The organism is Kitasatospora sp. RG8 (assembly GCF_017813315.1).
Lineage (GTDB): Bacteria > Actinomycetota > Actinomycetes > Streptomycetales > Streptomycetaceae > Kitasatospora.
On the sequence record NZ_JAGIYX010000001.1, the window covers coordinates 464041 to 490533 of the forward strand.

Annotated in this window: 21 protein-coding genes; 10 read left to right on the forward strand and 11 right to left on the reverse strand. The window is 75.2% G+C overall.

Going from position 1 to position 26493, the window contains the following annotated elements:
- Positions 1 to 50 precede the first annotated feature (50 nt).
- Positions 51 to 839 (forward strand): enoyl-CoA hydratase, encoded by a 789-nt coding sequence (locus J5Y04_RS02050; protein WP_209409545.1) that lies wholly within the window; start codon positions 51 to 53, stop codon positions 837 to 839.
- A 198-nt stretch (positions 840 to 1037) separates the two neighbouring features.
- Here the strand turns inward: J5Y04_RS02050 and J5Y04_RS02055 are convergent, their stop codons facing one another.
- On the reverse strand, positions 1038 to 2894 hold the full coding sequence (locus J5Y04_RS02055; protein WP_209409546.1) for a potassium channel protein: 1857 nt from the start codon (positions 2892 to 2894) through the stop codon (positions 1038 to 1040).
- A gap of 270 nt (positions 2895 to 3164) precedes the next feature.
- On the opposite strand from J5Y04_RS02055, the gene J5Y04_RS02060 reads away from it, so the two are divergent.
- Positions 3165 to 3764 carry an HdeD family acid-resistance protein gene (locus J5Y04_RS02060; RefSeq protein WP_307852883.1) on the forward strand — a complete coding sequence of 200 codons (600 nt, stop codon included), beginning with the start codon at positions 3165 to 3167 and terminating at the stop codon, positions 3762 to 3764.
- A 46-nt stretch (positions 3765 to 3810) separates the two neighbouring features.
- Here the strand turns inward: J5Y04_RS02060 and J5Y04_RS02065 are convergent, their stop codons facing one another.
- A complete protein-coding gene (locus tag J5Y04_RS02065; RefSeq protein WP_209409550.1) occupies positions 3811 to 4485 on the reverse strand; it encodes a DUF6461 domain-containing protein in 675 nt (224 codons plus the stop codon).
- 134 nt (positions 4486 to 4619) lie between these two features.
- The gene (locus tag J5Y04_RS02070) at positions 4620 to 6056 is read right to left on the reverse strand and encodes a CoA transferase (RefSeq protein ID WP_209409552.1); all 1437 of its coding nucleotides are present in this window, start codon (positions 6054 to 6056) and stop codon (positions 4620 to 4622) included.
- Positions 6057 to 6387: 331 nt separating this feature from the next.
- Here J5Y04_RS02070 and J5Y04_RS02075 point away from each other — a divergent pair, with 331 nt between their 5' ends.
- A complete protein-coding gene (locus tag J5Y04_RS02075; protein WP_209409554.1) occupies positions 6388 to 7131 on the forward strand; it encodes an N-acyl homoserine lactonase family protein in 744 nt (247 codons plus the stop codon).
- A gap of 182 nt (positions 7132 to 7313) precedes the next feature.
- Here J5Y04_RS02075 and J5Y04_RS02080 read toward each other — a convergent pair whose 3' ends face one another.
- Together J5Y04_RS02080 and J5Y04_RS02085 are read right to left on the reverse strand one after the other, a co-directional pair.
- Positions 7314 to 8579 (reverse strand): cytochrome P450, encoded by a 1266-nt coding sequence (locus tag J5Y04_RS02080; protein ID WP_209409556.1) that lies wholly within the window; start codon positions 8577 to 8579, stop codon positions 7314 to 7316.
- Between the two features lie 90 nt (positions 8580 to 8669).
- The gene (locus J5Y04_RS02085; protein WP_209409558.1) at positions 8670 to 10004 is read right to left on the reverse strand and encodes an ATP-binding protein; all 1335 of its coding nucleotides are present in this window, start codon (positions 10002 to 10004) and stop codon (positions 8670 to 8672) included.
- A 421-nt stretch (positions 10005 to 10425) separates the two neighbouring features.
- Between J5Y04_RS02085 and J5Y04_RS02090 the strand changes: the two genes are divergently transcribed.
- On the forward strand, positions 10426 to 11331 hold the full coding sequence (locus J5Y04_RS02090; RefSeq protein WP_209409560.1) for a hypothetical protein: 906 nt from the start codon (positions 10426 to 10428) through the stop codon (positions 11329 to 11331).
- 264 nt (positions 11332 to 11595) lie between these two features.
- On the opposite strand, the gene J5Y04_RS02095 is transcribed toward J5Y04_RS02090, so the two are convergent.
- A complete protein-coding gene (locus tag J5Y04_RS02095) occupies positions 11596 to 11913 on the reverse strand; it encodes a zf-HC2 domain-containing protein (protein WP_209409562.1) in 318 nt (105 codons plus the stop codon).
- Between the two features lie 79 nt (positions 11914 to 11992).
- Here J5Y04_RS02095 and J5Y04_RS02100 point away from each other — a divergent pair, with 79 nt between their 5' ends.
- From J5Y04_RS02100 to J5Y04_RS02115, 4 genes are all read left to right on the forward strand, one after another.
- The gene (locus J5Y04_RS02100) at positions 11993 to 12583 is read left to right on the forward strand and encodes a sigma-70 family RNA polymerase sigma factor (RefSeq protein ID WP_241002464.1); all 591 of its coding nucleotides are present in this window, start codon (positions 11993 to 11995) and stop codon (positions 12581 to 12583) included.
- Between the two features lie 294 nt (positions 12584 to 12877).
- Positions 12878 to 14260 (forward strand): MFS transporter, encoded by a 1383-nt coding sequence (locus J5Y04_RS02105; RefSeq protein WP_209409566.1) that lies wholly within the window; start codon positions 12878 to 12880, stop codon positions 14258 to 14260.
- 47 nt (positions 14261 to 14307) lie between these two features.
- Positions 14308 to 15645, forward strand: a complete 1338-nt coding sequence (locus J5Y04_RS02110) for a cytochrome P450 (protein ID WP_209409568.1) — start codon at positions 14308 to 14310, stop codon at positions 15643 to 15645.
- Between the two features lie 103 nt (positions 15646 to 15748).
- On the forward strand, positions 15749 to 16939 hold the full coding sequence (locus J5Y04_RS02115; protein ID WP_209409578.1) for an L-tyrosine/L-tryptophan isonitrile synthase family protein: 1191 nt from the start codon (positions 15749 to 15751) through the stop codon (positions 16937 to 16939).
- On the opposite strand, the gene J5Y04_RS02120 is transcribed toward J5Y04_RS02115, so the two are convergent.
- The 4 genes from J5Y04_RS02120 to J5Y04_RS02135 all read right to left on the reverse strand — a co-directional run bounded on the left by J5Y04_RS02120 (position 16924) and on the right by J5Y04_RS02135 (position 20587).
- Complete coding sequence (locus J5Y04_RS02120) at positions 16924 to 17745, reverse strand: ABC transporter ATP-binding protein (protein WP_209409580.1); 822 nt, start codon at positions 17743 to 17745, stop codon at positions 16924 to 16926. The genes J5Y04_RS02115 and J5Y04_RS02120 overlap by 16 nt on opposite strands.
- The gene (locus J5Y04_RS02125) at positions 17742 to 18785 is read right to left on the reverse strand and encodes an iron ABC transporter permease (protein WP_209410033.1); all 1044 of its coding nucleotides are present in this window, start codon (positions 18783 to 18785) and stop codon (positions 17742 to 17744) included. The genes J5Y04_RS02120 and J5Y04_RS02125 overlap by 4 nt, the downstream gene beginning before the upstream one ends.
- Positions 18786 to 18896: 111 nt before the next feature.
- Positions 18897 to 19985 carry an ABC transporter substrate-binding protein gene (locus J5Y04_RS02130; RefSeq protein ID WP_209409582.1) on the reverse strand — a complete coding sequence of 363 codons (1089 nt, stop codon included), beginning with the start codon at positions 19983 to 19985 and terminating at the stop codon, positions 18897 to 18899.
- A gap of 191 nt (positions 19986 to 20176) precedes the next feature.
- Entirely contained in the window at positions 20177 to 20587 is a 411-nt protein-coding gene (locus J5Y04_RS02135; RefSeq protein WP_209409591.1) for a hypothetical protein, read from the reverse strand.
- A 188-nt stretch (positions 20588 to 20775) separates the two neighbouring features.
- Here J5Y04_RS02135 and J5Y04_RS02140 point away from each other — a divergent pair, with 188 nt between their 5' ends.
- Both J5Y04_RS02140 and J5Y04_RS02145 read left to right on the forward strand, forming a co-directional pair.
- Positions 20776 to 21564, forward strand: coding sequence for a helical backbone metal receptor (locus J5Y04_RS02140; RefSeq protein WP_307852885.1), 789 nt, complete (start codon positions 20776 to 20778; stop codon positions 21562 to 21564).
- A gap of 114 nt (positions 21565 to 21678) precedes the next feature.
- Positions 21679 to 22695 (forward strand): lytic transglycosylase domain-containing protein, encoded by a 1017-nt coding sequence (locus J5Y04_RS02145; protein WP_209409599.1) that lies wholly within the window; start codon positions 21679 to 21681, stop codon positions 22693 to 22695.
- A 1232-nt stretch (positions 22696 to 23927) separates the two neighbouring features.
- Here J5Y04_RS02145 and J5Y04_RS02150 read toward each other — a convergent pair.
- Positions 23928 to 26435, reverse strand: a complete 2508-nt coding sequence (locus J5Y04_RS02150; protein WP_209409601.1) for a hypothetical protein — start codon at positions 26433 to 26435, stop codon at positions 23928 to 23930.
- Positions 26436 to 26493 lie beyond the last annotated feature (58 nt).

Sequence of the window (26493 nt, forward strand, 5' to 3'; positions counted from 1 at the left end):
CAGGGCGCACCGTGCACGGTGCCGAGCAGCGGAAATGGGAGTCAACGGCGATGACCGAGACCACCGAGACCTACGAGACGATCCTGGTCGAGCGCAAGGGCCGGGTCGGGCTGATCACCCTCAACCGGCCGGAGGCGCTCAACGCGCTGAACACCCGGCTGATGAACGAGGTCGTCGTGGCCGCCACCGCCTTCGACCGCGACCCGGAGATCGGCTGTCTCGTGATCACCGGCTCGGAGAAGGCCTTCGCGGCCGGCGCCGACATCAAGGAGATGCAGGGCAACCGCTTCCCCGACGTCTACCTGGACGACTGGCTGGGCCCGTGGGACCGGCTCGGCGAGCTGCGCAAGCCGGTGGTGGCGGCGGTGGCCGGCTTCGCGCTGGGCGGCGGCTGCGAGCTGGCGATGCTCTGCGACATCCTGCTCGCCGCGGACACCGCGAAGTTCGGGCAGCCGGAGATCAAGCTCGGCGTCATCCCCGGCATCGGCGGCTCGCAGCGGCTGACCCGCGCGGTCGGCAAGGCGAAGGCGATGGAGCTCTGCCTGACCGGCCGGATGATGGGCGCCGAGGAGGCCGAGCGGGCCGGCCTGGTCTCCCGGATCGTCCCGGCCGACCAGCTGCTCGCCGAGGCGCTGGCCGTCGCCGAGAAGGTCGCCGCGATGTCGACCCCGGCCGCCATCATGATGAAGGAGAGCGTGAACCGCTCCTTCGAGACCACCCTCGCCGAGGGCGTCCGCTTCGAACGCCGCCTGTTCCACGCGGCGTTCGCGACGGCCGACCAGAAGGAGGGCATGGCCGCCTTCGCCGAGAAGCGGCCGGCCTCCTTCACCCACCGCTGACCGGTCACGGGTAGCGGACGGCGGCCGGCAGGCTTCTCGGCTGCCGGCCGCCGGGCGCCGGGCGCCGTCCGTTCGCCGGAGCCGCCCGCCTGGACTGCCCGCCCGGACTGCCCGCTCCCCGGAGCAGCCGGAGCCACCGGGCGCCGGCCGTCCCACGGCCGGGGCCGCTCCCGGTCCGCCGCGCCCCGGCCCCGCCCGTCAGTCCTCGCTCACCAGTGCCGTGTTGAGCCGGGCCAGACCGCTGCGGGTCGCGGCCACCACGATCCGGTCGCCGGGCGCGAGGGCACGGGTGCGGTCGGGGTAGCTCCACCGGTAGGTCTGCGGGCTGGCGGCCAGGCGGACGGCGACCACGCGGACGCCGCCCGGGTCCTCCAGGTCGTGCCGGTTCATCCCGACCAGGCCGCCGCCCTCCTCGGCCCGCAGTTCGGCGATCAGCAGCACGTGCCGGAACACCGACAGCGTGCCCAGCACCTCGCGCCCCATCAGGGCGGCGGCGAAGGCCGGCGCGGCCAGGTAGGACGTCGACCGGGAGGCGGCGTTGTCCAGCGTCGCGTACACGTGGCGGGCGAAGTTGTCGTCGAACAGGCGGACCACCACCCGCACGTCGGGCCGGCCGGCGCGGGCCTCCAGCGCGGCCTCCAGGTTGGTGGCGTCGTCCCCGCTGACCGCGACCACCGCCCGGCTGTGCTTCAGCCGGGCCCGGCGCAGCTGTTCCGCCAGCGGGCCGTCGTCGACGACCACCGGCACGCCGAGTGCGCGGACCGCGGAGATGCCGCGGGCCTGCGGGTCCCGCTCCAGGCCCACCACCGGCACGCCCAGGCCGTGGAGTTGGGCGACGACGCGGGTGCCGACGTTGCCCAGGCCGGCCACGATGACGTGGTCCCGGGTGCCCGCCCCGGGGTTGCGGGGCTGGCCGCGCCGGCCGGAGCCGAGCACCTCGACCATGATGGCGGTGGCGACCGGCGCGAAGGTGATGCCGCAGAAGGTGATCACCACCTGGGCGACCCGTTGCCAGAGGCCGCCGGTGCCGGTGCCCGAGGCCGCGTCGGAGGGCTGGTCGGGCTGGGCCGCGCCCGCCAGGTCGAGCAGCGCGACGTAGAGCGACCAGCCGAAGTCCCGGTTGAGATACCAGAGCACTCCGAAGGCCATCAGCACCGCCGCGAGCGCGGTGATCAGCACCAGCCGGAGCCGGGCGCTGGTGAAGAAGCGCAGGGTGTCGAGTAACCGCCAGCGCAGTCGGCGCGCCCAGGAGATCCGGACCGGTGGTTCGCTGGGCAGGGTCTGCAGTGCGGCCACCCCGCCGGCCTCCTCGGGGTCCGGCTCCGGCTCGGGCCCCGCCCCCTGATCCGGCTCCGCCCCCTGCCCCCGCTGCGCGGGCACTCCCCCGTCGGCCCTCCGGACCGGGCCGTCGTCGCCGAACTCGGAGGCCAGCCGGACGAAGGGGGCCGAGTCGCCCTCCTGCTCGGGCAGCAGCCGGATCCGGCTGACGTCCTGCCGGTCGATCTGGTCGGCGACGATGCAGATCCGGCCCGGGTCGATGTCGTCGTCGTAGGCGATGTGCAGGAAGCGGTCCCCGACCTGGACGGAGTTGGGGCGGGAGAGCGCGGCCGCGGCGAAGGCGGGTGCGGCGGTGGCGGAGCCGGAGAGCGCGGCGCCGTTCCTCAGCAGCCGTTCGATGTTCTCGCCGAGCCGCTGGTTGAACATCCGCAGCACGATGCGGATGTCGGGGTTGCGGTCCTGGGCGGTCAGCGCGGCGTGGATGTTCTCCTGGTCGCTGCCGTCGACCAGGGCGATCCCGCGGGCGGTCTCCACCCGGACGGCGCGCAGCGCCTCCTCCGTGATGCTGCCGGACTCGACCACGGCCGCCACCCCGGGCAGCCGTTCGATCTGCGGCGCGTGTTCGCGCGTGCGGTCCGGTACCAGTGCCACCACCGGGACCTCGTAGTGCTCCACGAGTTCGACGATCAGGCGGTGGGCGAGCGCGTTGCCGCCGCAGACGATGTAGTGCTGGCCGATGGGCTCGACCGGAGGGGTCCCCCACCCTTCAGAAGTCATATCGCCGGATGATATCGACAGCGCATGAGCAGAGGGTGTCCGCGGAGCGACTGAGGGGAGATCAGTTCCCCCTGTGACCCCGCCACTCGAACGGGCGTACCCGGCGGGCGGCCCGACCCTTCCGTGACGATCATGAGAGCGCCACCTGTCCGAGGCCCACACCCGTCCGAGGCTCACGCCCTCCGCGGGCCGACGCCCCTTCAGGCCGACGCCCGGCCAGGGCCGCCCCCGCCCGGGCCCACGTCCGTCACCCGTCAGGAGTACGCCACCGTGGTCTCCCCGATCATCACCCCCAACGGTTCCCCGGTCCAGGGCCCGCTCGCACAGCTCGCCAAGGCCGCCTGGCAGGTGCTGCTGTTCGCCGGGCTCGCCTCGCTCGCCCTCGGGATCGTCGTCTTCGTCTGGCCCAAGCAGACCCTCCTCGTGGTGGGCGTGCTGTTCGGCCTCTACCTGCTGATCATCGGGATCGTGCAGCTGGTCGCCGCCTTCGGCACGCACGCCACCACCGCGATGCGGGTGCTGGCCTTCATCAGCGGCGCGATCTGCGTCCTGCTCGGTCTGCTCTGCTTCCGCGACGCCGCCCGGTCGGTGCTGCTGCTGGCGATCTGGATCGGCATCGGCTGGCTGTTCCGGGGCATCACCCAGCTCGTCGCCGCGATCTCCGACGAGGCCATGCCCGCCCGCGGCTGGCAGGCCTTCGCCGGCGCGGCCAACACCCTGGCGGGCGTGCTGCTGATCGTCTGGCCGGTCGGGTCGATCACCGCGCTGACCGTACTGGCCGGGTGCTGGCTGCTGTTCCTGGGCCTGATCGAGATCATCACGGCCTTCCGGATCCACTCCCAGGCCAAGCGGATCCCGTCCGGCGTCTGACACCGGGAACCGCCGGGCCCGGGTCGGGAAGCCGGGGAGCAGGGGACTACGGCACGGGGGCGTAGCCGAGCCGGAAGCCGGCCGTGTCCAGGCGCTCCGGGGTGAGGCGGACGTCCGTCAGCCGCTCGGCGAGCGCGAACGCCGCCTCGGTGTGCAGCCGGGGCCCGGCGTCGACGGCATCCGGGGCCGGGTCCGGCGCGGCGTCCGCGTCCTCGTCGTCGGTGAGGTCGAAGCCGCAGTGCGCGAGCAGCTCCGCGATCCCCGGGGCCTCGGCGTCCTCGCCGTCGCGCTGGGTGGGGAAGAGCGGCTCGAAGTGCAGCCGGTTCGCCGCCCCCTCCTGCCAGTGGAAGCTGTCCACCGCGTTGCAGTTGCGGAAGTGCGAGACCAGTCGGGTGCCCTCGGCGAGCCGCGACAGCGCGTCCCACAGCGAGCCCAGGTAGCCGTTGACCTCGACCGCGACGGCCCAGCCGTCGAACTCGGTGACGGCGACGAGCATCAGATCCTCGTCGCCGTCCGGGGCGTGCTCGTCCTCGCCGTCGTCGAACGTCTCCCAGGCCTGGACCACCGCCGCCAGGCCGGTGACCGAACGGCCCGGGGCGGCGTCGAACCGGCGCAGCAGCTCGTCGGCGGAGATCCCCTGGACGTGCGTCAGGCAGTAGGCCTCGGCGAGCTCGGGGTAGCGCTCGTCGAACCAGGTGAAGTCGGTGGCGTGTGCAGGCATGTCAGGGATGCTGCCAGATCACACCGACAGCGCCGGCGCCCGGCGGTCCCTCGGTGCCGCACCGCCCGGTCACCGGTGCTGCAGCGCCTGGCCACCGGTGCTGGTCCGCCTGGCCACCGGTGCTGCACCGCCTGTCACAGCCAGGCCGGCGCGTCCGTCCCCCAGCGGCCCGGCGGGCGGGCCCAGTCGGTGGGGCCGCCCGCGTACGCGACCGGGGACAGGGCGTGGCGCAGCACGCCGTACGGCGAGCCGGTCTCGGTGATCCACCGCTCGGGCTCGTACGGCCGGTCGTCCAGCGGTTCGGCGGGCGTGATGCCGTGCTGGAGCCAGGAGGCGGTGCCGGCCAGGGAGTAGCGCAGGTGGCGGCCGCCGGGGCGGCCGGTGCGCTGGTCGGTGAGCGCGCGCAGGACGCCGGCGGCGATCAGGTAGCCGGTGCCGTGGTCGAGGGCCTGCGCGGGCAGCACTCCGGGAGGTCGGCCGCCTGCCGCCCCGGCGCCGTCGTCACCGGCGCCGTCGTCACCGGCCTCGGTGACCGCGATGCCGACGCCGGCCTGGACCAGGCTGTCGAAGCCGCGGCGCCCGACCCAGGGCCCGGACCAGCCCCAGGCGTTGAGCTGGGCGACGATCAGGCCGGGCCGGCGTTCGAGCAGGGCCTCGGGGGCGAGGCCGTGGGCGTCGAGGGCACCGGGACGGTAGCCGGTGACGACGACGTCAGCGGTGGCGAGCAGCTCCTCGAAGGCGGCGCGGTCGGCCGGGTCGGCGAGGTCGAGGCGGGTGGAGCGCTTGCCGAAGCCGGTGTCGGCGTGGGCGTCCTCGGCCTCCGGCAGCCGGGTCGGGTCGATGCGCAGGACGTCGGCCCCGAGCAGCGCGAGGGTGCGGGTGGCGACGGGGCCGGCGATCACCCGGGTGAGGTCGAGGACGCGGACGCCGGCGGCGGGCAGCGGTGCGGCGGCCAGCGGACGGGCGGCCGTCTCACCGACCACCCGGACCTCCACCAGGGGGTGGGTGGTGTCACCCGGCGGCACGACGGCGACGGCAAGCGCCCCCGCCTCGTACGCGCGCTCCTGGATCCAGGCGGCCGGGTGGTCGCGCAGCGTCCCGGCGAGCTGCTCGGGTCCGGTGTCGGCGGGCAGCCCGAGGGCGCCGAGCAGGCGGGCCCGGTGGTGCGGGTAGTTGGCGTGGGTGCGCACCCACCCGTCGGCGGCCGGCCAGAAACCGGAGAGCGGCGCGAAGCTGACCGGCGTGCGACCGTCGATCCGGAGATGGCGTTCGCTGACGAATGCGGTGGCGACGGCGCCCTGGTCGATCGACACCTCCGGGACGGCGCCGGCGCCCCGCAGCGCGGACAGCTCCGCGGCGGCCAGCGAGCAGGCCGCGACGGTGGCCCGGGCCAGCTGCCGGACGGGGAGCCGGGCGGGCAGGACGCCGTCGGGCCCGTGGAAGGAGACCCGCTCCAGCAGCCCGGCCGACCCGCCGAGGGCGGCCCAGGCGTGCGCGGTCGGCCCGTCGTGCGGGCCGGGCCCGCCGTCCGGAGCGGGCTGGTCGGACGGGTGCATCGGACGCTCTGTCATGCCCGCATTCTGCTCCGCTTCTCAGGAGTTCGCCGTGACGCCCGCCACCCGCAACCGGCAGCGCCACGGCGGCGACGGTCATCCGCCGGACGGCCCGCGGGGTCGGGGCGGAACGGCCGCCATGGCCGCAGCCGGCGGGCGGTCCGGCCCGGCCCGGCCGTACACCACGGCGCGGGCCGTGGAGGGCGGCGCGGGCCTGTGCGTCCGGCGGGCCTGTGCGTCGGGCGGGCCGGGGGCGCACGCCTTCCGACCGCGGCCTCCCGGGCGGCGGATAGGGTGCGAACGGCGGGGGCCGGCCGCAGCCCCCGGACCGGCACAGGGAGGCCACGCCATGCAGAGCACCGTCCGCCGTCTCGACCTCGGCCACTTCGTCCGTCCCGCGTCCGAGACGGGCTGCCCGAACGCGGGCGGACCCGCCGCGGGCGGGCCCGAGCCGCGCGTCGAGCCGGTCCTCGCCTACCTGGTGCGGCGACCGGAGGGGCTGCTGCTCTTCGACACCGGGATGGGCGGCGGCGACCCGGAGACCGCCGACCCGGAGACGGAGGCCCACTACCGGCCGGTCCGGCGGCCGCTGCCGGAGGCGCTCGCGGCTGCCGGGGTCGCGCTCGCCGACATCGACCTGGTCGTCAACTGCCACCTCCATTTCGACCACTGCGGCGGCAACCCGCTGCTGGCGGGCACGCCGGTGCTGGTGCAGGCGGTGGAGCTGGCGACGGCCCGGCGCGGCGACTACACCTTCGACGCGCTGGTGGACTTCCCGGGCGCGGTCTACCGCGAGCTGGACGGCGAGGCGGAGGTCTGGCCGGGCGTACGGGTGGTGCCGACCCCCGGGCACACCGCCGGGCACCAGTCGCTGGTGGTCGAGCAACCGGACGGCGGCGCGGTGGTCCTGGCCGGCCAGGCCTACGACTTCGCCTCCGAGTACGGCTCGGCGGTGCTGGCACGGCGGGCGGCCCGCGAGGGCGTCGCGCCGCCGCTGCCCGGCTACCGGGCGTGGGTCGACCGGCTGGCGCAGTTCACGCCGCGCCGGGTGCTGTTCGCGCACGACAACGCGGTCTGGGAGCCCGCCGAGTAGCCGTGGGCGCGCCGGCGCGGCGCACCGGCGCGAAGGCCCGGGCCCGGCGGACGGTGGCGGCGGGCGCTCGTGGCTCTGCCCCTCCCTGCACCGGGACGAAGGACCCCGACCCGGGATCGGAGGGAGCCCCGGCCGGGTTCGGAGAGGCACGGCCCAGGATCGGAGGGAGCCCCGGCGCGGTGTCAGAACGCGAACCGCAGGGCGCGGACGCGGTTGTCGAAGCTGGACGGGATCAGCTCCGGTTCGCCGACCGAGCGGGCCTCGGGCAGGCGGGTGAACAGCTCGCGGTAGAGCACCTTCATCTCCTGCCGGGCGAGGTGCGCGCCGAGGCAGTAGTGCGGGCCGCCGCCGCCGAAGCCGAGGTGCGGGTTGGGGCTGCGGGTGATGTCGAAGGCGTCCGGTTCGGCGAAGACGGCCTCGTCGCGGTTGGCGGAGCCGAAGTAGAGCACCACCTTCTCCCCCGCGCGCAGCAGGGGCCCGTCGGGGCCGCCGAGCCGGTGGTCGACGGCCAGGGTGCGGCGGAACTGGATGATCGGGGTGGCGTGGCGGACGATCTCGTCCACCGCGCCGCCGAGGTGGCGGTCGAGGTCGCCGACCAGCAGGGCGCGCTGCGCGGGGTGGGCGGTGAGCAGGTGCAGGCCGTGGGCGAGCGCGTTGCGGGTGGTCTCGACGCCGGCCACCAACAGCAGGGAGAAGAAGGCGCCGAGCTCCCGCCCGGTCAGCCGACGGCCGTCGACGTCGGCGGTGACCAGGGCGGACACCAGGTCGTCGGTGGGGCGGCGGCGGCGTTCGCGGCCGAGGTGGGCGACCATGCCCTGCATCCGGGCGAGCGCCCGCAGCCCGCGTCCGGGCACCCGGAGCCGGCTGCGCAGCGGGCGGGCCACGCCGGTGTGCTCGGAGGCGTGGTTGACCTGGTCGAGGATGGCGCGCCGCGGCTCCTCGGGAATGCCCATCATGTTGCAGATCACCTGGAACGGGAGCTCGGCGGCGACCGAGGTGACGAAGTCCTCGGGCCGCTCCCGCTCCACCCGGTCGACCAGGCGGGCGGCCACCTCGCGGATGTCGTCCTCGACCCGGGCGATCAGGCGCGGGGTGAAGGCGCGGGAGACGATCCGGCGCAGCTGGGCGTGGCGTGGGTCGTCCAGGTTGACCATCGAGTCGCCGAACAGGAACCGGACCCAGCGGGCGGGTTCGGGGGTGGTGACGCCGGGACCGCTGAGGAAGACGGCGGGGGTGCGGCTGGCCTCGACCACGTCGGCGTGGCGGACGAGGGCGTGGAAGCCCCGGCCGCCGGACCGGCCGCCCGCCGCCCGCTCGCCGAAGTACACCGGGCCGGGCAGCCGGCGCAGTTCGGCGAAGGCGGCGGCACGGTCGGGGGCCGGCAGTTGCCAGAAGCGGGGGTCGGCGAGGTCGGCGGCGGGGGCGTCGGATGCGGTCGTTGTGTCCATGCCGGGGCCTCCTGTCCTGTCGGTTCCCACATTTAGTCAGCACCGACAGGGATCGTGTCAAACCGCAACTATCGTCATACAGAAGGACTTTCAGACCCTGGCATGCGAGGTGATGTCCGCGCCGAACTCCTCGATCATCGCCGGGGTGACGGTCGGCCGGGCCTGGGCGATGGCCGCCAGGTAGTCGGCGGTGCTCGCGCCGTCGTCCCCGGAGGCGCCGCCGTCCGTACCGCCCGCCGGGGCGCCGTACGAATCGCTGCCGCCCGCCGGGCTGCCGTCCGGTGCGACGAGGTCCCGCTCGAACGCGGACTGGGCGGCCACCCGGGCGGCGTGCTCGATGTCGGCCGGGGTGAAGAGTTCGCTCGCGCCGACCAGCGCATCGAGGTCGACGTCCGCCCGGCCCGCGGCGTACCGGGACCAGATCGCGGCCCGGGCGGCCGCGTCGGGGGTGCCGATCGGGATCAGGTAGTCGAAGCGGCCGGGGCGCAGGAAGGCCGGGTCCAGCGAGCGGATCGAGTTCGTGGCGCAGACCAGCAGCCGCTCCTCACCCTCGCGGAAGCCGGGGATGAGCTTCAGCAGCTCGTTGGTGACGCCGTGCATGCCGCCCTGGGCACCCTCGGTGCGGACCGGGGCGATCTCCTCCACCTCGTCGATGAAGACCAGCGCCCGCTCCAGTCGCCCGATCCGGGCGAAGGCGTCTCGCAGCGCGGCCGCCAGGTTGCCCTCGTCGGCCAGCCGGGACGGCAGCAGCTCGACGAACGGCCAGCCCAGCCGGGAGGCGATCGCCCGGGCGAAGGTGGTCTTGCCGGTCCCGGGCGGCCCGAACAGCGCGATCGCCCGCGGCGGGCGCACGCCGTGCCGGGCCGCCCGCTCCGGCTCGGCGAGCGGGAGGACCACCCGGCGCTCGATCAGGTTCTTCTCGGTCTCCATGCCGGCCACCTTGGCCCAGAGGTCGCCGGGCAGCAGCCGGCCGCCCAGCTCCTCCAGCAGCCCGCCGGCCGCGCCGGCCGGCGGCTCGTCCTTCTCGAAGTAGGCGGCCGCCGGGCGGCGGGTGTAGCCGGCGTTGTGCAGGCCCTCGCCGAGCAGCTCCTCCTCCGGCAGCACGTACGCGATGCGGCGCACCCGGCAGGCCACCAGCCGGCGCTCCAGCTCGCGCAGCAGCGCGCTGGCCAGGCCGCGGCCGCGCCAGCCCGGGGCGATCGCGATGCGCATCACCCAGGCGCGCTCCCCCGCCACGGTGGCGAGCGCGGCGCCGATCGGCTCGCCCTGGTGGACGGCGACCACGGCGGGCTGGCGGGAGGTCAGCGCGCCGATGCACTCCGCGAGGGAGAACACCGACTCCTGGCCCAGCCCGGCCGTGGTGTCGATCAAGTGGACCACCGCCGCGAGGTCGTCCTCGCGGTAGTCGTGAATGAGCCAGTGCACCGGCCGGCCCGCCTCTCCGTTCCCCGCCGGCTCCGGGCCGGCCGCCCGACCGGCGGCGCTGCGCCGCACGGTGCCCGAACGGTACGGGCGGGCCCGGACACCGGTCCCGTGCCGGAACGGACAACCCGGGCCCCGGCAACCGTACGAACCGCCTCTACCGCCGGGGACCGTGAAGAGCACCGCCCGGTGGAGGAGCCGGGGCGGTACCGGGGCGGTACCGGGGCGGGGTACCGGGCCGGCCGCCCGGCGCCGGAGGGTGTGAAGGCGCGGTCCGCGGTCCGGCAGGGGCGGGCGAGCGGGACGGACGGGACGTCAGGGGTGTGCGGGGCATCCGGCGCGTTCGGGGCCGGGCATGCTCTCACGGGGCGGAACCGGCCAATACCCGAGGGGGCGGTACGGACCGGGCGAGGCGGGTGCGACGATGAGTGTCATCGTGATGACCGACCGGATCCGCTCGCTGCGCGCCGTGGTCTTCGCCGCGCTCTGCGTGGCGCTGGCCGCCACGGCGCACGTCGCCATGGCCGGCTCCGGGGTCTCCGCGCCGGTGCTCGCGGGCGCGTTCGCGGTCACCCTCGGCTTCACCTGGCTGCTCGCCGGACGGCGGCGCGGCCCGGGGCTGATCAGCGCCTGGATGGTGGCGGCGCAGACCGCGCTGCACCTGACGTTCGAGCAGGCCGGGGCGCTCGCCTCCGGCAACGGACTCGTGCGGCTCGCTCCGACGGACTGGGCGGCGCTCCTGCTCTGCAACCCGGACCGGGCGCCCGCCGGGCTCTCGCCGGCCGACCTGGCCCGGATGGCCGGCATCGATCCCGACGTCCCGCCGACCGGGGACCTCCGGCCGTCGGCCGGGGTGCACCACCTGGCCGCGCACGGCGGCACCGCGTCCGCCGGTCCCGCCGGGGCCGCCGACCCGGGGATGGCCGGGATGGCCGGCATGCCCGGGATGCCGGGCGGGTCCGGCGGCACGGGGCTGTCGGGCGGGGCGGGGATGTCCGGTGGTTCGGGGATGTCCGGTCACGACATGGCGGCGCACGGCATGTCCGCCGGGATGATCGCCGCCCACCTGCTCGCCGCGCTCGCCTGCGCCCTGCTGCTCTGGCGCGGCGAGACGGCGCTGGCCCGGCTGTTCGAGCTGCTCGGCGCGCTCGGCGCCGTGCTGGCGGGAGCGCTCCTCGCTCCCCTGCTCGCCCTCTGGTCCCGGCCGCACGGCTACCGACCGCCGGTCCCGCCCGGACCCGCAGCCCACCGGCTGCGCCCGCCACGGCTGGTGCTGCTCTCGCACGCCCTGATCCGCCGCGGCCCGCCGTACGCCGCCCCCGTCTGCTGACGCGCCCGCCGTCCGACACCCGACGCCGACACCGGCGTCCGCTGCGCGGTGGGCAGGTCGCCCTGCGCCGTGCCGTAGCCGATCGGCCACGCCGCCAGGGCCCGGGTCCGCGTACGCCGACGCCCCCGCCGGGGCGCCACCGCGTACGGGCCGGCCCCACCGACGCCGAGCGTGCCGCCCGCAGCGGCACCGCTCCCAGCCCTTCCCTCAGGACCTTCCATGCCTGACCACGACGGCGCACCGGCCTGCTCCGGCGCCACCGTCCTACCGCACCGGCCCGCCGCTCCCCTGCCCGGGACGGCCGGCCGCCGCGGACCCGTCCGCTCCGACGCGCTGCCCGCCGATGCCCTGCCCGCCGAGGCCCTGCCCGCCGAGGCTCGCGAGGAGCTTCGCCGACCAGTCCGCCGACGGGCCTTCGGCCCCGGCTCCCGTCACCGCACCGCGCAGCCGTTCCGCGCGGTCCAGCCACTCCCGGCAGGCCCCGCACCGGGCCACGTGCTTGTCCAGCCGCCGGTCCGGCAGACCGGCCGGCTCACCGTCGATGCGGGCGGAAAGAGCGGTGCGGAACTGGACGCATCTCATCCGACCATCGTCCCGCATCGCCCGGCGCGGCGGACCGGCCGGGTGGGCGCGACCGCAGCCGCCGCCCGGGGAGGCCGCCGTGGATGACGAACAGCTGACGGCGCTGGCCCTGTCCGCCCGGGAAGGCCGGGCGGCCGATGTCGAGGCCTTCGTCCGGGCCACCCAGCGGGACGTGTGGCGGTTCGTCGCCCACCTCACCGACGTGCAGTCCGCCGACGACCTCGCGCAGGAGACGTTCCTGCGCGCCCTGCGCAGCCTGCCCGGGTTCGCCGGCCGCTCCTCGGCCCGGACCTGGCTGCTGTCGATCGCCCGGCGGACCGTCATCGACCGCTACCGGACGGCCGCCGCCCGGCCGCGCTGCGCCGCCCTGCCGGACTGGCAGGAGGCCGCCGAGCGGCAGGGCACCGCGCCCGCCTCCGGGTTCGAGGACGGGGTCGCGCTCGGGGACCTGCTCGACCGGGTGCCCGCGCAGCGCCGGGAGGCGTTCGTGCTCACCCAGGTGGTCGGGCTCAGCTACGCCGAGGCCGCCGAGGTGGCCGGCTGCCCGGTCGGCACCGTCCGTTCCCGGGTGGCACGGGCCCGCGAGGAGCTGATAGCCCGGCTCCGGGCGGCCGAGCGCGGCGAGGCTCCCCCGCCCGGCCCGGCCGCCGAGCTGGCGGCCGCCTGCTGACCGCCACCCTCCGGCAGGTGACGACCGGCAGGTGACGGCCGGCACGTGATGGCGTCGCCCGTGACGGCATCGCGCGTGGACCGCCCGGCCGGGTGGTGGCGCCGCCATCCGGCCCGGCCGTCACCCCCCGGGATCGGCCGGGATCGCCCGGGATCAGCCGGAACCGCGGAAATCCGGCCCACCCGGAAGATTCCTTCAAGTGTTCGGAACTGGAGCCCCGCCGCCTCCGACTGCTGTACCGGACGCCGCCGCCGAGGCGGTGTCCGGAACAGCGCGGGGAATCGGAGGAGCACCATGTCAGCGCAACAGCCGCTGGCCACGGGTGGGCTGACCAGGGACCAGGCGGCACCCGAGGACCGGTGGAGCCTGGTGGTGGCCGCCGGGCTGCTCTCGTTCGTGGCGATGCTCGACATGAACGTGGTCAACCTGGCCCTCACCGACATCGCGGACGGCCTGCACGTCTCCCCCACCACCGCGCAGTGGGCCGTACTGGGCTACCAGCTCCCCCTGGTCGCCCTGCTGCTGCCCGCCGGGCGCTGGCTCGACCAGGTCGGCGCCCGCTCCGCCCTCCTGCTGGCGGTCACCGGCTTCGCGCTCTGCAGCGTGCTCGCCTCCGTTGCCCCGTGGGCGAGTTGGCTGGTGGCCGCCCGGCTGGCGCAGGGCACGTTCGGCGCGGTGCTGTTCGTGCTGATGCCCGTGCTCGCGGCCACCGCCGTCCGGCCGGAGCTGCGCGGACGGGCGATGAGCGTGCCCGCCACGCTCGGCCCGCTCGGCGCCGTCGCCGGACCGGTGGTCGGCGGCCTGCTGCTCGACCACGTCGGCTGGCGGGCGGTCTTCCTGGTCAAGCTGCCGATCTGCCTGGCCGCGCTGGTGATCGCCCACCGCAACGCCCCGCACGGCGGCAGGCTGCGGCTTCCCGACCGGGGCTCGCTCGGCGACGCTGCCCTGATCGGCTCCGCCGTGGCCGCCGTCCTGCTCGGACTCACCCTCGCGCCCGACGCGCCGGCCTGGCTGCTGCTCGCCCTGCCCGCCGCGCCGTTGGTCGTCCTCTGGCTGCGCCGCCCCGGCGGCCGGCCGGTCGCCGCCGTGCTGCGCGAGTCCGGCACCGCCGCCGTCAACGGCTCGGTGCTGTCGCTGGCCGCCGGGTTCGCCGCCACCCACTACCTGCTCGCCCAGCACCTGCGCCGGGACGACGGCATCAGCGCCACCACCACCGCCCTGACCATGCTGGCGTTCCCGCTCGGCATGGTCCTGGCCGGCCGTTTCGGCGGGCGGCTGGCCGACCGCCGGGGCGCCCGGCCGACCGCGCTGACGGGTGCGACCGTCACCGCCGTCGGCATGCTGCTGCTCGTCCCGATCGACACCGGCTGGTCGCCGCTCGACATCTCCTGGCGGCTCGCGCTCGCCGGGACCGGCATGGGCCTCAACGGCGGCCCGGTCCAGGCCCTGGTGATGACCGCCGCCAGGCCCCAGCAGCTGGCCACCGCCGGATCGGCCGTCCAGCTGGCCCGCAGTCTCGGCTTCGCCCTCGGACCCGCCCTCGCCACCGCGGCCTCCCTGTCCGGCCACGGCGCCACGACGGGCGTCCGCGCCGGGCTCGTCCTCGCCACGCTGGCCGCCGTCCTGGCCGTGGCCCTCCTCTCCCTGCACCACCGCACCGACCGCGCGGGCACCTGACGCCCCGACCGCGCGCACCACGGACCACCGACCGGAGGAACCTTCGCATGACCGACACCGTCCACGATCCGACCGCGGGAGGGCCGGCCGACGACGCGCCGCGCTGCCCGTTCGGGTACGACGAACTCCCCGACCCGGTACCGCTGTACGGACCGGAGTACAAGCGCGACCCCTATCCGCTCTACCGGCGGATGCGCGAGGCCGGCCCGATCCACCGGGTGCGGTTCCCGAGCGGGATCGCCGCCTGGCTGGTCACCGGCTACAAGGCCGCGCACGAGACCCTCAACGACCCCCGGCTCGGCAAGAACCACCGCCTGGGCAACGCGGGTTGGCGCAAGCTCGCCTCGATCATGCCGGAGCCGCAGCACTCGCAGCTCCAGGTCCACCTGCTGCACCAGGACCCGCCGGAGCACACCCGGATGCGCCGGCTGGTACTGGACGCGTTCGCCCCGCGCCGGGCGGAGAGCCTGCGCCCGCGCCTCCAGGAGCTGGCCGACGCCCTGGTCGACGACCTGCCGGAAACCGGCGGCGCCGACCTGGTGGCGGGTTTCGCGGCCCACTTCCCGTTCCGGGTGCTCGCCGAGGCGATAGGCCTGCCGCAGGAGCTGGCCGTCCGCTTCGACCGCGACTGGGGCAAGGTCGTCCAGCCGGTCGGTCCGCTGGACCCGGGCCGGCCGGCCTACGAGGGCCGGCTGCGCGGCCTCCAGGCGTACATCGCCGACGTGGTCGCCCACAAGCGCGCACACCACGACCCGGCCGGGTCCGACGTCGACCTGCTCGGCCGGCTCGTCGCCGCCCGCGACGCGGGCGAGTTGAGCCCCGAGGAGCTCGACTCGATGGTGTTCCAGCTGCTGGTGGCCGGCCAGGAGCCGGTGACCAACCAGATCACCACCATGCTGGTCACCCTGCTGCGCCGCCCCGACCAACTCGCCCGGCTGCGCGAGGGCATCGCCGCCGACCCGGGCCTGCTCACCCGGGCGGTGGAGGAACTGCTGCGCCACGACTCCGCGTTCGAGCTCACCACCTGGCGCTTCCTCGCCGAGGACGGCGACCTGCACGGCACGACCGTCCCGGCCGGGGTCTCCGTGATCGTCTCGCTCTGCGCGGCCAACCGCGACGACGAACAGTTCCCGGACGCCGACGTCCTCGACTTCGACCGCACCCCCAACGCCCACCTGGCCTTCGGGCACGGCATCCACTACTGCCCCGGCGCCGCCCTGGCCCGGGTCGAACTCCAGGTCGCCCTCGGCACCCTGCTCACCAGGCTGCCCGGGCTGCGCCCGTCCGCCGAGCCCGGCGAGGACCTCGAATCGCTCGTCTGGGTGCCCGCCGTCCTCGCCCGGGGGGTGAACCGCCTGCCGGTCGCCTACGACAAGCGGGCCTGACCCGCACGACCGCTCCCGGCACCCCCTCAGCGTCCCGGCGACCAGTGCCGGGGCGTGGCTACGCCTGCCCCGAAGCCCGTCCACCGTTCCGTGGAGGATCACCATGCCGCCCGCCGGCACCGTTTCCACCGACTCCCAGACCGCCGACGCACCGGCCACGGCCGACCAGGGCGCGGCCGGCCGGCCCGCCGCGCCGGCCGCCGCTGCTCCGTCCGGCGCCACACCCTCCGGCGCTGCACCCTCCGCCGCCGCGCCGGGCGCCCCTGCCCGGTCCGTTCCTACCCAGTCCGTTCCCGCTCCGTCCGCCGCCGCGCCGGCGTCCGTACCCGCTCCGTCCGCCGCCGCGCCGGCGTCCGTGCCCGCCGGCGCCGTGACGGACCCGCGGGAGGTCGCCCGGATCTCCGCGGAGATCCTCGGCCTGCTGCTGCCGCACCGCCGCGCCTCCGACCCCGAGGTGCACGCGACGCCCGCCGACTTCCCGCTCCAGCTGGAGCAGTTGGCGGATTTCCTCACCACCGGCGACCCGGTCCTGTTCACCCTGCCGGGCTTCCCCTGCAAGTCGCCCAACCCCGCCAAGGTGCTGAGCCACCTGCCCGACGAGGGCGAGCGGCTCTCGCTCACCTTCCTCAACGGTCTCTGCGAGGAGATCGGCAAGCTCTACGAACCCGGCGCACAGATCCTGATCTGCTCCGACGGGCACATCTTCGGCGACCTGATCCACGTCCCCGACGACCACATCGACCAGTACTCCGACGAGCTGAGCGCGATGATCGAGCGGGAGGGCCTGACCCACCTCGCCACCTACGACCTGCGTGCCGTCCTCGGCGACCTGCCCTTCGACGAGAAGCGCGCCCGGGTGCACGACCGGTACGCGCCCACCCGGGAGGAGCTCCGCGAGCAGGTGATGACCGACGAGGAGACCCTGAAGCTCTACCGCGGCATCACCCGTTTCCTCACCGAGGACACCATCGGCTTCGAGGGCAGCCGGTCCGCGCTCCAGCGCGAGTGCCGCCGGCGCGCCTACGGCGTCATCCAGCGCAGCCGGGCCTGGGGGGACCTGATCGCCGAACAGCACCCGCGGTCCTTCCGGCTCTCGATCCACCCGCAGAAGGCGGGCGTCCTGAAGTTCGGCATCCGACTGCTGGAGGCAGCCGACGCCTGGATGACGCCCTGGCACTCCTCGGTACTCCACCGTCCGGACGGCCGCTGGGAGTTGATGCGCAGCGAGGAGGCCGCCCGGGTCGGCCGCCTGGTCGAGCTGGGCGGCCGCCCCAGCCACTACGAGACCTCCTGATGCTCCATCAGCCCGTCCGGAAGTGAGCGGGCGGACGCGGGCGTGCGGTGGTCGAAGGCGATCAACGGATCACCGGTGAGAGGGTGTTCGACCACCGCCGCCCGCACGCCGAACACCTCGGCGAGCAGGTCGGCGGTCAGCACGTCCCGCGGCGCCCCGGACGCGACCAGGGCGCCGTGGTGCAGCACGTGCAGCCGGTCGCAGACCGAGGCCGCCGCATTGAGGTCGTGCAGTGCGACCAGCGTGGTGCGGCGCTGCTCCCGCAACAGCGCGAGGAGCTCGACCTGGTGCCGGACGTCCAGGTGGTTCGTCGGCTCGTCCAGCACCAGGACGTCCGGCTGCTGGGCCAATGCCCGTGCTAGCAGGACGCGTTGGCGTTCACCTCCGGAGAGCTGGGCGAACCGGCGGTCGCCCTCGTCCGTCATGCCCACGCGCTCCAGCGCCCCGGCGACGATCTGGTGGTCCTCGGCGTCGTCCGCCGCGAACGCCCGCTTGTACGGGGTGCGGCCCATCGCCACCACCTCGCGGACGGTCAACTCGAAGTCCCCGCCGCGCTCCTGGGGCAGGGCGGCGATGTGCCGGGCGGACTGCGCGGGGCTCAGCCCGGCCAGCTCGCGGCCGGCCAGCAGGACGCGCCCGGCGCTCGGCCGCAGGTGCCGGTAGACGGTGCGCAGCAGGCTGGACTTGCCGCTGCCGTTCGGCCCGACCAGCCCGGCGATCTCGCCCTCCTTGGCGACCAGGTGGACGCCGGCCACCACCGTCCGCCCGGACAGGGTGACGCTCAGGTCCTCGACCGCGATCCTCAATTCCGCTCCAGTCGTCGGTCCAGCAGGAAGAGCAGGGTGGGCGCGCCGAGCAGGGCGGTGACCACGCCGATCGGCAGTTCCTGGGTGTCCAGCGCGGTGCGGGCGATGGTGTCGACCACCACCAGCAGCACCGCCCCGGTCAGGGCGGAGAGCGGCAGCAGCCGGCGGTGGTCACCGCCGGCCAGCAGCCGGCAGACGTGCGGCACCATCAGGCCGACGAAGCCGATCGCGCCGGAGACGGCGACCAGAACGCCGGTCAGCACGCTGGTGACGACGAAGATCTCGCGGCGCAGCCGGGTGACGTCGACGCCGAGTCCGGCCGCCGTCTCGTCGCCCATCAGGAGCGCGTTGAGCCCCCGGGCGCGGGCCTGGAGCAGGCCCAGCCCGAGGGCCACGGCGGCGGCAGGGACGGCCAGTTGGCCCCAGACCGCGCCACTGAGGCTGCCCATCAGCCAGAACAGCACGCCCCTGGTCTGCTGTTCGTCGCTGGTCTGCAGGACGAGGTAGCTGGTGAAGCCGGTGAGGAACTGGCCGATGCCGATGCCGGCCAGGACCAGGCGCAGCGGGGAGAAGCCGCCACCGCGCCGGGCCAGCAGCCAGACCAGGGAGAAGGCGGCGAGTGCGCCGAGGAAGGCGGCCAGCGAGATGGTCAGCCCGACGGCGCCGCCGAAGGCCATCTCAAGGCCGAGCCCGCTGCCGAGGACGATCACGGCCACGGCGCCCAGCGAGGCGCCGGAGGAGATCCCGAGCAGGTAGGGGTCGGCGAGCGGATTGCGGACGAGCGCCTGCACGGCGGTGCCGACGAGGCCGAGCCCGGCCCCGACCGTCGCCGCCAGCAGGGCGCGCGGGACGCGCAGCTGCCAGACGATGAGGTCCCGGGTGCCGGGCTCGGGTGCGCTGCCGGTGAGCCGGTGGCCGATCACCGACCAGACCTCGCCCGGGGGGATGTCCACCGACCCCAGGGAGACGGCGGCGGTCAGCGCGGCGACCAGGGCGAGGGTGAGCACGGCCGCGAGCGGCCCGGCGCGCATGGTGCGCATGGTGCGCGTCCGGGGCCGCCCGGTGGTGGTGACGGTGCTGGCGCCGGTGGTGGTGGCGCCGGTGGTAGTGGGGGCGGTGTTGGTGGCGCCGGTGCCTGCCGGTGTCACGGCCTACCGGCCGTTCTTGACGAGGTCCGGGTGCACGGTGGCGGCGATCTGCCGGACGGTGTCGGCGTTGCGGACCCCGCCGATGGTGGTGACCTCGGACCCGATCCGCAGGAACCTGCCGTCCTTGACGGCCTTCAGGCCCTGGGTCGCGGGGAAGCCCTTCAGGAACGCCTCGGCCTCGTCGAAGGCCTTGCGGGTCTCCTCCTCGGTGCCGCGGGTGCGGACGGCGAGCTGGATCCAGTCCGGGTTCTTCGCGACGACGTCCTCCCAGGAGACCGGCCTGAAGTCGGCGTCGCAGTCCGCGAACACGTTGCGCGCGCCGGCCAGGGTGATCACCGCGTTGGCGACCTGCCGGCCGCAGACGGCGACCGGCTGCTTGGTGCCGGCGTCGAAGTCGAAGAAGAAGTAGCCGGGCCGCTGGTCGGCGGGGACACCGGCGGTCGCGGTGCGCACCTCGCCCACCGTCCGCTCCATCCCGGTGACCAGCTCCTCGGCCCTGGCGCCCGTGCCGGTGACCGCGCCGAGCCGGCGCAGGTCGTTCTCGACCTCGGCGAGGTCGGTGCGCGTCCCCTTGGCCGCCTTGGGCGTGCCGGAGCAGGCGGTGGAGAGGAGGTAGACGTGCTGGATGCCGGCCGCCGTGAACTCCTCCTCGCCCGGCCCGGCGCCCGCGCCGCCCATCATCGGCATCGACCCGAAGGCGTCCACGTAGAGGTCGGCGCCGGAGCCGAGCAGCTTCTCCTTGGCGATCCCCATCTCGCCCAGCACCGGCACCTTGGCGCCCTGTTCGGCGATCGACGCCGGCAGGCTGCCCTTGCCCGGCGGGAACCCCGTGCCGATCACGCGGTCCCCGGCACCGAGCTGGAGCAGCATCTCCAGGCCGGCGGCGTTGCTGGTGACGATCTTCTTCGGCGCCTGCTTGACGGTGGTCTCCTTGCCCGCGCAGTCGGCCACCTTCACCGGGAACGCGCCGACGGCGGCGGTCTGCCCGCCACCGCCGCCGCTTCCGTCCGTGCTCCCTCCACCGCCGCTCCCACACGCCGTGGCGAACAGGGCAACAGCGGCCGCGATACCGCAGAACACGCGAGGGCGCATGAGAACTCTCCTGGTCAATGGTCGTGCTCGGGCCCGTCCTACGAACCCGGACCAGGTAGTCGGCCGCCACCCCCGCCGGGTTCCCGGGACTTGAGGATCGTTCGGAGCGGCAGGCAGGGCCGGTCACGCCCGGCCGGGGCGGCGGCAGGGCCGGGCGAGGCGGTGGCAGGGCCGGGGCCGACGTACCCGCGTCAGGCGGGGCGGTGGCAGGGCCGGGGCGGCGGGCCGTCCAGCCGGGCGAGGGCCGTGCGTACCGCGATGCGCCCGGCGGCGTGGAACGACCGGTCGCGCGAGTCGACGTCGTGCACGACGGTGCGGTGCACGACGACGGCCACCGCCACCCGGCCCGCGGCCGTCCGTCCGGCCAGTTCCTCCTGCATGCCGGCGGCCAGGGCCGCGTGGTACCCGGCCAGTTCGCCCGGCGTGGGGCTGCCGACCACGGTGGCGTCGCGCGCGACCTCCAGGACGAAGCCTTCTTCCCAGGGCTCGAAGTCCACCGTGACGTCGGCGAGGTCGCAGGGGCAGCCGGCCTGACGGGCGTACACCGCACGTACGCCCCGGACCGGCTGCGGCGGGAAGGTCATCGGCTCGGCGTCGTCCATGGGCCGACGGTAGTCCACCACCGGCCGCGGGCACTCCATGGGCCGGGAGGAGGGGGCGGGAGACGGGAGGCGGGGGCCGGTGCCGGGCGGGGGCGGAGTGGGGGGTGGGCGGAGTGGGGGTGGGCAGGCCTTACGGTGGGCGGGTGCCGCAGACCCTTCTCCCGCCCCGCGATCCCTCCGGTCCCCCCGTGGACGACCTCGGGCTGCCCGTACCGCTCGGACCGGGGCCGGTGAGGCGGGTGGTGTCGCTGGTCCCCTCGCTGACCGAGGCCGTCGCCGTCACCGCCCCGGGGCTGCTGGTGGGCGCCACCGACTGGTGCTCGCACCCCGCCGACCTGGCCGTGGAGCGGATCGGCGGTACCAAGAACCCGGACGTCCACCGGATCGCCGCGCTCGCCCCCGACCTGGTCATCGCCAACGACGAGGAGAACCGCCGGCCCGACCTCGACGCGCTGCGGGCCGCCGGTCTGGCCGTCTGGGTCACCGACATCCGCACGCTGGATCAGGCGTTCTCCTCGCTGCACCGCCTCCTGACGGCGGGCTGCGGCCTGCCCCGCCCGGCGTGGCTCGACGCCGCCGAAGCCTCCTGGGCCGCCGTCCGGCCACTGCCCGGCGCCGACCGGCTCCGCGCCGTCGTGCCGATCTGGCGCCGCCCCTGGATGGTGCTCGGCCGCGACACGTTCGCCGGCGACCTGCTCGGGCGCCTCGGCGTCGACCTGATCCACGCCGGCCACCCCGAGCGGTACCCCGCCGTCCCGCTGCCCGAACTGCTCGCCGCGGAAGCCGACCTGGTGGTCCTTCCGGACGAGCCGTACCGCTTCACCGCGAACGACGGCCCCGAGGCGTTCCCCGGTGTCCCGGCCGCGCTGGTCAGCGGGCGCCATCTGACCTGGTACGGACCGTCCTTGGTGGAGGCGCCGGGATTCCTGGCGGAGCAGCTGGCACGGGCGTCGACGCACGGGCACGAACGGCGGTGAGTTTCGCGCCGGACCCATGGCAGGCCCACCGGTCAGGGCGATGATCCGACCATCGTAGGATGTCGCCCTCTCGCCGGGACGGCCGGTGACACAGGGGGGCGGAACAACATGAAGGTGCGTGCTTCACGGCAGGCGCTGGTCCTGGTGTCGGCGGCGGCCGTGTCCACGGCACTGCTGACGGGCTGCGGCAGCAAGAAGGCGGACGACACCGCCGGGGGACCGCCGGCACCTGCGGCGGCCACCGTCACGGACGCCCCGCCGACCACCGCGCCGACGGCCACCACCTCGCCCAGCGCGACGACGAGTGCCACCGCCTCTCCGAGCGCGAGCGCCTCGCCGAGTGCGACGACCGGCAAGACCGCCAAGCCGAGCCCGACCGCCTCGGCGAGCAGCGCCAAGCCCACCACCGCCAAGCCCGCCGACCCCGCCCCGAAGGCCGCACCGGCCCCCGCTCCGGTGGCGGTCGCGGCGCCCGCGCCGACCCCCAAGCCCGGGCCGGTCGCGCCCCCGCCGCCGCCCGCGCCCGCCACCCCGCACGTCCCGCCGCTCCAGAGCGGCTGCACGCCGAGCAAGCCGCAGCCCGACGAGCCCAAGGAGGCCGTCGCCACCGCGCTGACCACCGCCGCCGGCCAGACCCGCACGCTCAACCTCAGCAGCGGCGGCACCGACAAGCTCCCGCCCCTGCCCGTCAACCTGGTCAAGGCGATCGCCTGGCAGGAGAGCGGCTGGCAGTCCGGCATCCTCGCCTGTGACGGCGGCATCGGCACCATGCAGATCATGCCCGCCACGGTGAGCTGGATGAACAGCAAGTTCGGCACGACCTCCGACCCGAAGACGCTTCCCGGCAACGTCCAGCTCGGCACCCAGCTGCTCGACTGGCTGGTCGCCTACTACGGCGACTCCTCCTTCGGCGGGAAGTACGACCTCTCCCCCGACCCGGCCACCGGCAAGACGCCGCTACTCGACCTGGTCGTCTCCGCCTACAACGCGGGCGCGGGCAACGTGCACTACAACACGGTCACCGACCCGGCCACCGGCACCACCACCGGCAGCCTGGCCATCCCCAACCCCGGCTACGTCGCCAGCGTCAAGGCGCTGATGTCCAGCGCGCCCTGGAACAAGGCGGGCTGAGCGGGAACGCTCCCCCGGTCCGCCGAAGGGCCCCGGGGCTCCCCCGGTCCGCCGAAGGGCGGGGCTCCCCCGGTCCGCCGAAGGGCCCCGGGGCGCCCCCGGGGCAACCCCGCCGCCGCCCCGGGTCCGACAGCGCTTGACGCCGGCGCCGGGCGGAGGCCCGGCACCAGCGAGCCGACGGGACTGCTTGCAGCGCAGGTCACGCGTCCGGCAGGCTCCCCGGATGACCTCCTTCGCACAGCGATATGCCGCTGGTGACCACGAGGCCGTGGGGGCGGACATGCGCCGCCTCGGGCCGGTTCCCGATGCCCTGTCCAAGGACTGCGCGACCGTCGCAGCGGAGACGATGCGCAGGGTCCACCGTCATGTCGGCCGCCTCGGCGATGCACTGACGGAACTCGGCCTGGTCCCGATCGCGGGACTGGACGCGCTCAAGCCGCGACGCCGGCCGACCACGTCGAACTGGACGCACTGGCCGGGGAGGTCGGCGCCCTGCCCTTCGCCCTCGACGCCTGTCTTCGCCACATCGGCAGGGTGGTGTTCGCCGGGGACTGCCCCACGGTGGACCTGACCTGGGCGGAGGGGGACCAGTACGACGTCGCGGGTCTGTACCCGGATCCGCTGGTACTGCCGGACGTCGAGCACCTGCGCTACTTCTGGGACGGGCACCGTGAGCCGCTGCGGGACCGTCCCGGGTCGGAGGAAGCTGGATTCCTGTTCGCGTTCGCCCCGGACGAGCTGCACAAGCCAACATCAGCGGCTCGACCCACGACATCCTCCTCGCGGAGGCGACGGCCGACCCGGTCATCCGGGGAGTCGAAGGCCGTCCGGGCATCACCCTGGTCGAGTACCTTCGCCTCTCCATTGCCTGGGGCGGAATGCCCGGCCGGTCGTTGCGACCCGACCGAGCACCCTCCGCCCTGGCAGCGCTCCAAGTCCGCCCGGACTTCTAACTCCGAGGAGCACGGAGGTGCCCGCGCCGCCCCGCGCCGCCCCGCGTCGCTCAGCCTGCACGGATTCCCGGACACGCAGGAAGGCGGCGCCACCGTACGAATTCGGTGGTGCCGCCTTCCGTCACCCTTCAGCCCTGCGGCTGTGGCGCCTGACCGATCCGGCGGGCGATACCGGCGATCCTGCCGCCGCTCCGGTCAGAGCCGGTCGGAGCCGGTCGGAGCCGGTCGGAGGCAGTCGGAGGCAGTCAGGAGTCAGAGGCAGACAGAGCTGGGTCGGCGTCAGGCGCGCGCGGCCGTGACGGCGGCGCCCAGCGCCTCCTTGATGCGCGGGCCGAGCCGGGCGAAGCCCAGCTCCTTCATCGCGGCCCGCAGTAGCTCCTCCTCGCTGCGAACCACACCGTCGCCGTCCACCCACCGCACCACGGCGAGCAGTTCGTCGGCGGAGTAGGCCGTGACAGGACGGCCCGGCGTGAAGTCGGGCTTCTCGGCCCGGGCGGGGACCTCCGGCTCGACGACCGGCTCCACAGCCTCCGGCTCGGGCAGCTCGGCCACAACCGGCCCGACCTCAGCCACGGGCTCCACCTCGACCTCGGCGACCGGCTCCACAACCTCCGGCTCCGACACCTCAGCCACAACCGGCCCGACCTCAGCCACGGGCTCCACCTCGACCTCGGCGACCGGCTCCACAACCTCCGGCTCCGACACCTCAGCCACAACCGGCTCGACCTCGGCCACGGCCTCAACCTCGGGCTCCTCGGCAGCGGCCTCAGCTTCGGTCTCCTCGGCCACCACCTCAGCGGCAACCGGCTCCGCTTCGGCGACGGGCTCTGCCTCCACGACGAGCTCGGCCTCGGCCTCGACCTCGACCTCGACCTCGGCGACGGGCTCGACCTCGGCAACGGGCTCGGCCTCAACCTCGACAGCGGGCTCGACCTCGGCGACCGGCTCCGGCACCTCGGCAGCGGCCTCAGCTTCGGTCTCCTCGGCGACAGGCTCGACCTCCACCGCGAGCTCGGCCTCGGCCTCAACAACCGCTTCCGGCTCGGTGACCTCCACCTCGGCAACCGGCTCCGCAACCTCCGGCTCGACCTCCACGGCGGCCTCGGCCTCGACCTCGGCCACAGCCTCAACCTCGGCAACGGGCTCGGCCTCAACGACGGGCGCGACCTCGGCAACCGGCTCCACAACCTCCGGCTCCGACACCTCGGTCACAGCCGACTCGACCTCGACAACGAGCTCGGCCTCGGCAACGGGCTCGGCCTCAACCTCGACAGCGGGCTCGACCTCGGCGACCGGCTCCGGCACCTCGGCAACGGGCTCGGCCTCAACCTCGACAGCGGGCTCGACCTCGGCGACCGGCTCCGGCACCTCGGCAGCAGCCTCAGCTTCGGTCTCCTCGGCCAGCACCTCGACAGCAACCGGCTCCGCGACCTCCGGCTCGACCTCCACGGCGGCCTCGGCCTCGACCTCGGCTACGACCGACTCGGCCTCGGCCAGGGGTTCGGCCTCGACCTCGGTCTCCTCCGCGTGCTCGACCTCCACCGCGGCCTTCACCGGGGTGATGTCGACCAGGTCGTCCGCCGCGGGGGACGGCGCCGGCAGGGTGACGACGGGCTGGATTTCGACGGGTTCCTCGGCCGTGGGCTGCTCGTCCTCGGCCACCTCGGCCACCTCGACGTCGGCCTCGGCCGCCTCGACGGCCTCCGGCCCGGCGACCTCGACCTCCACCTCGACCTCGGCCACGGCCTCCACCTCGGCCAGCGCCTCGGCGGCGTCCTCCCGCTCCGTCAGGCCGTCCCGCTGCCCGCCCGCCAGGGCCTGACGGGCGTTGAAGGCGGCCTCGGCGGCGCGGCGGTCGGCGCGGGCGGCGGTGAGCTCGGCGAGCAGGTCGCCGAGGCCGGCCTCCTCCAGGGAAGTGCGCAGGGAGCGGATGGTGGGAATGCGGTAGAGGGTGCCCTCGTCAGCGGCCAGGCGCTCGACCAGGTCGATGAGCTCGCCGAACGGCAGCGCGTCGAGGTCACGCTCGGGCAGCAGGCGGGCGAGGTCGCGCAGGCCGGTGCCGATGGCCTCGAAGGCGGCGGCGGTGCGCTCGGCCAGGGCGCCGTCGGCCGGCGGGACGGGCAGGGCGCCGGACGGGGCGAGGACGGCCCAGGCGCGACGCTCGATCTTTGCGGAGGCGAGTGCCTCGTGGAGTTCCTCGGGGCGCGCCTTGCGGCCGTCGGCGGCCAGCGCAGCGGCCTGCTTGCGCAGTGCACGACCCTTGAAGAAGGAGAGCTTGATGCCGCGCTCACGGCGCCAGGCGCGGTCCGCGGTGGCGGCGACGAGCGCGTCGAGGTCGGCCTCGTAGGCGGCACCGGTCAAGGTGGACGAGGTCTGGTGGACGCGCTGGAGCGTCTCGGCGAACAGGGCGGCGACGGCGACGGTACCGGGCTCGCCGAGCTTGGCGTCGGCGGCGAGGGCGGCGACGGCCTCCCAGGTCTGCTGGAGGTCGCGACCGCGCAGCTCGGCGAGGACGGTGGAGGCGGCGCGGGCGTCCTCGGGAGTGGCGACGGTGTCGACGGCCGCGTACCAGGCGTGGGTCTCGGCGGTGAGGGTGAAGGCGCCGAGTTCGGCGTAGCGGCCGAGCTCCTCGCGGAGGTCGGTGTCCGCCGCCTGGCTGCGGGTCTGCTCCAGGTCCGTGGCGTCCTTGGCGTCGTTGGCGTCGGCGTCGGCCACGGTGGCGGCGTCGACGGCCTTGGCATCGGCGGCGTCGGCCGCGTCGGCGTTGCGCGAGTGAAGCACTGTCATGTGAGGTCCGGTTCTGGGCGACTGCGGCGGGGCGGGCGGCGAGGGGGACGGCGGACCG

Bases quoted from the DNA above. Each gene is read 5' to 3' on its own strand.
- J5Y04_RS02070 (WP_209409552.1), bottom strand. From the start codon at position 6,056: ATGACAGAGCGTCCGATGCACCCGTCCGACCAGCCCGCTCCGGACGGC.
- J5Y04_RS02095 (WP_209409562.1), bottom strand. From the start codon at position 11,913: ATGAGATGCGTCCAGTTCCGCACCGCTCTTTCCGCCCGCATCGACGGT.
- J5Y04_RS02080 (WP_209409556.1), bottom strand. From the start codon at position 8,579: ATGGACACAACGACCGCATCCGACGCCCCCGCCGCCGACCTCGCCGAC.
- J5Y04_RS02055 (WP_209409546.1), bottom strand. From the start codon at position 2,894: ATGACTTCTGAAGGGTGGGGGACCCCTCCGGTCGAGCCCATCGGCCAG.
- J5Y04_RS02130 (WP_209409582.1), bottom strand. From the start codon at position 19,985: ATGCGCCCTCGCGTGTTCTGCGGTATCGCGGCCGCTGTTGCCCTGTTC.
- J5Y04_RS02105 (WP_209409566.1), top strand. From the start codon at position 12,878: ATGTCAGCGCAACAGCCGCTGGCCACGGGTGGGCTGACCAGGGACCAG.
- J5Y04_RS02150 (WP_209409601.1), bottom strand. From the start codon at position 26,435: ATGACAGTGCTTCACTCGCGCAACGCCGACGCGGCCGACGCCGCCGAT.
- J5Y04_RS02125 (WP_209410033.1), bottom strand. From the start codon at position 18,785: ATGCGCACCATGCGCGCCGGGCCGCTCGCGGCCGTGCTCACCCTCGCC.
- J5Y04_RS02050 (WP_209409545.1), top strand. From the start codon at position 51: ATGACCGAGACCACCGAGACCTACGAGACGATCCTGGTCGAGCGCAAG.
- J5Y04_RS02115 (WP_209409578.1), top strand. From the start codon at position 15,749: ATGCCGCCCGCCGGCACCGTTTCCACCGACTCCCAGACCGCCGACGCA.
- J5Y04_RS02090 (WP_209409560.1), top strand. From the start codon at position 10,426: ATGAGTGTCATCGTGATGACCGACCGGATCCGCTCGCTGCGCGCCGTG.
- J5Y04_RS02065 (WP_209409550.1), bottom strand. From the start codon at position 4,485: ATGCCTGCACACGCCACCGACTTCACCTGGTTCGACGAGCGCTACCCC.
- J5Y04_RS02075 (WP_209409554.1), top strand. From the start codon at position 6,388: ATGCAGAGCACCGTCCGCCGTCTCGACCTCGGCCACTTCGTCCGTCCC.
- J5Y04_RS02135 (WP_209409591.1), bottom strand. From the start codon at position 20,587: ATGGACGACGCCGAGCCGATGACCTTCCCGCCGCAGCCGGTCCGGGGC.
- J5Y04_RS02110 (WP_209409568.1), top strand. From the start codon at position 14,308: ATGACCGACACCGTCCACGATCCGACCGCGGGAGGGCCGGCCGACGAC.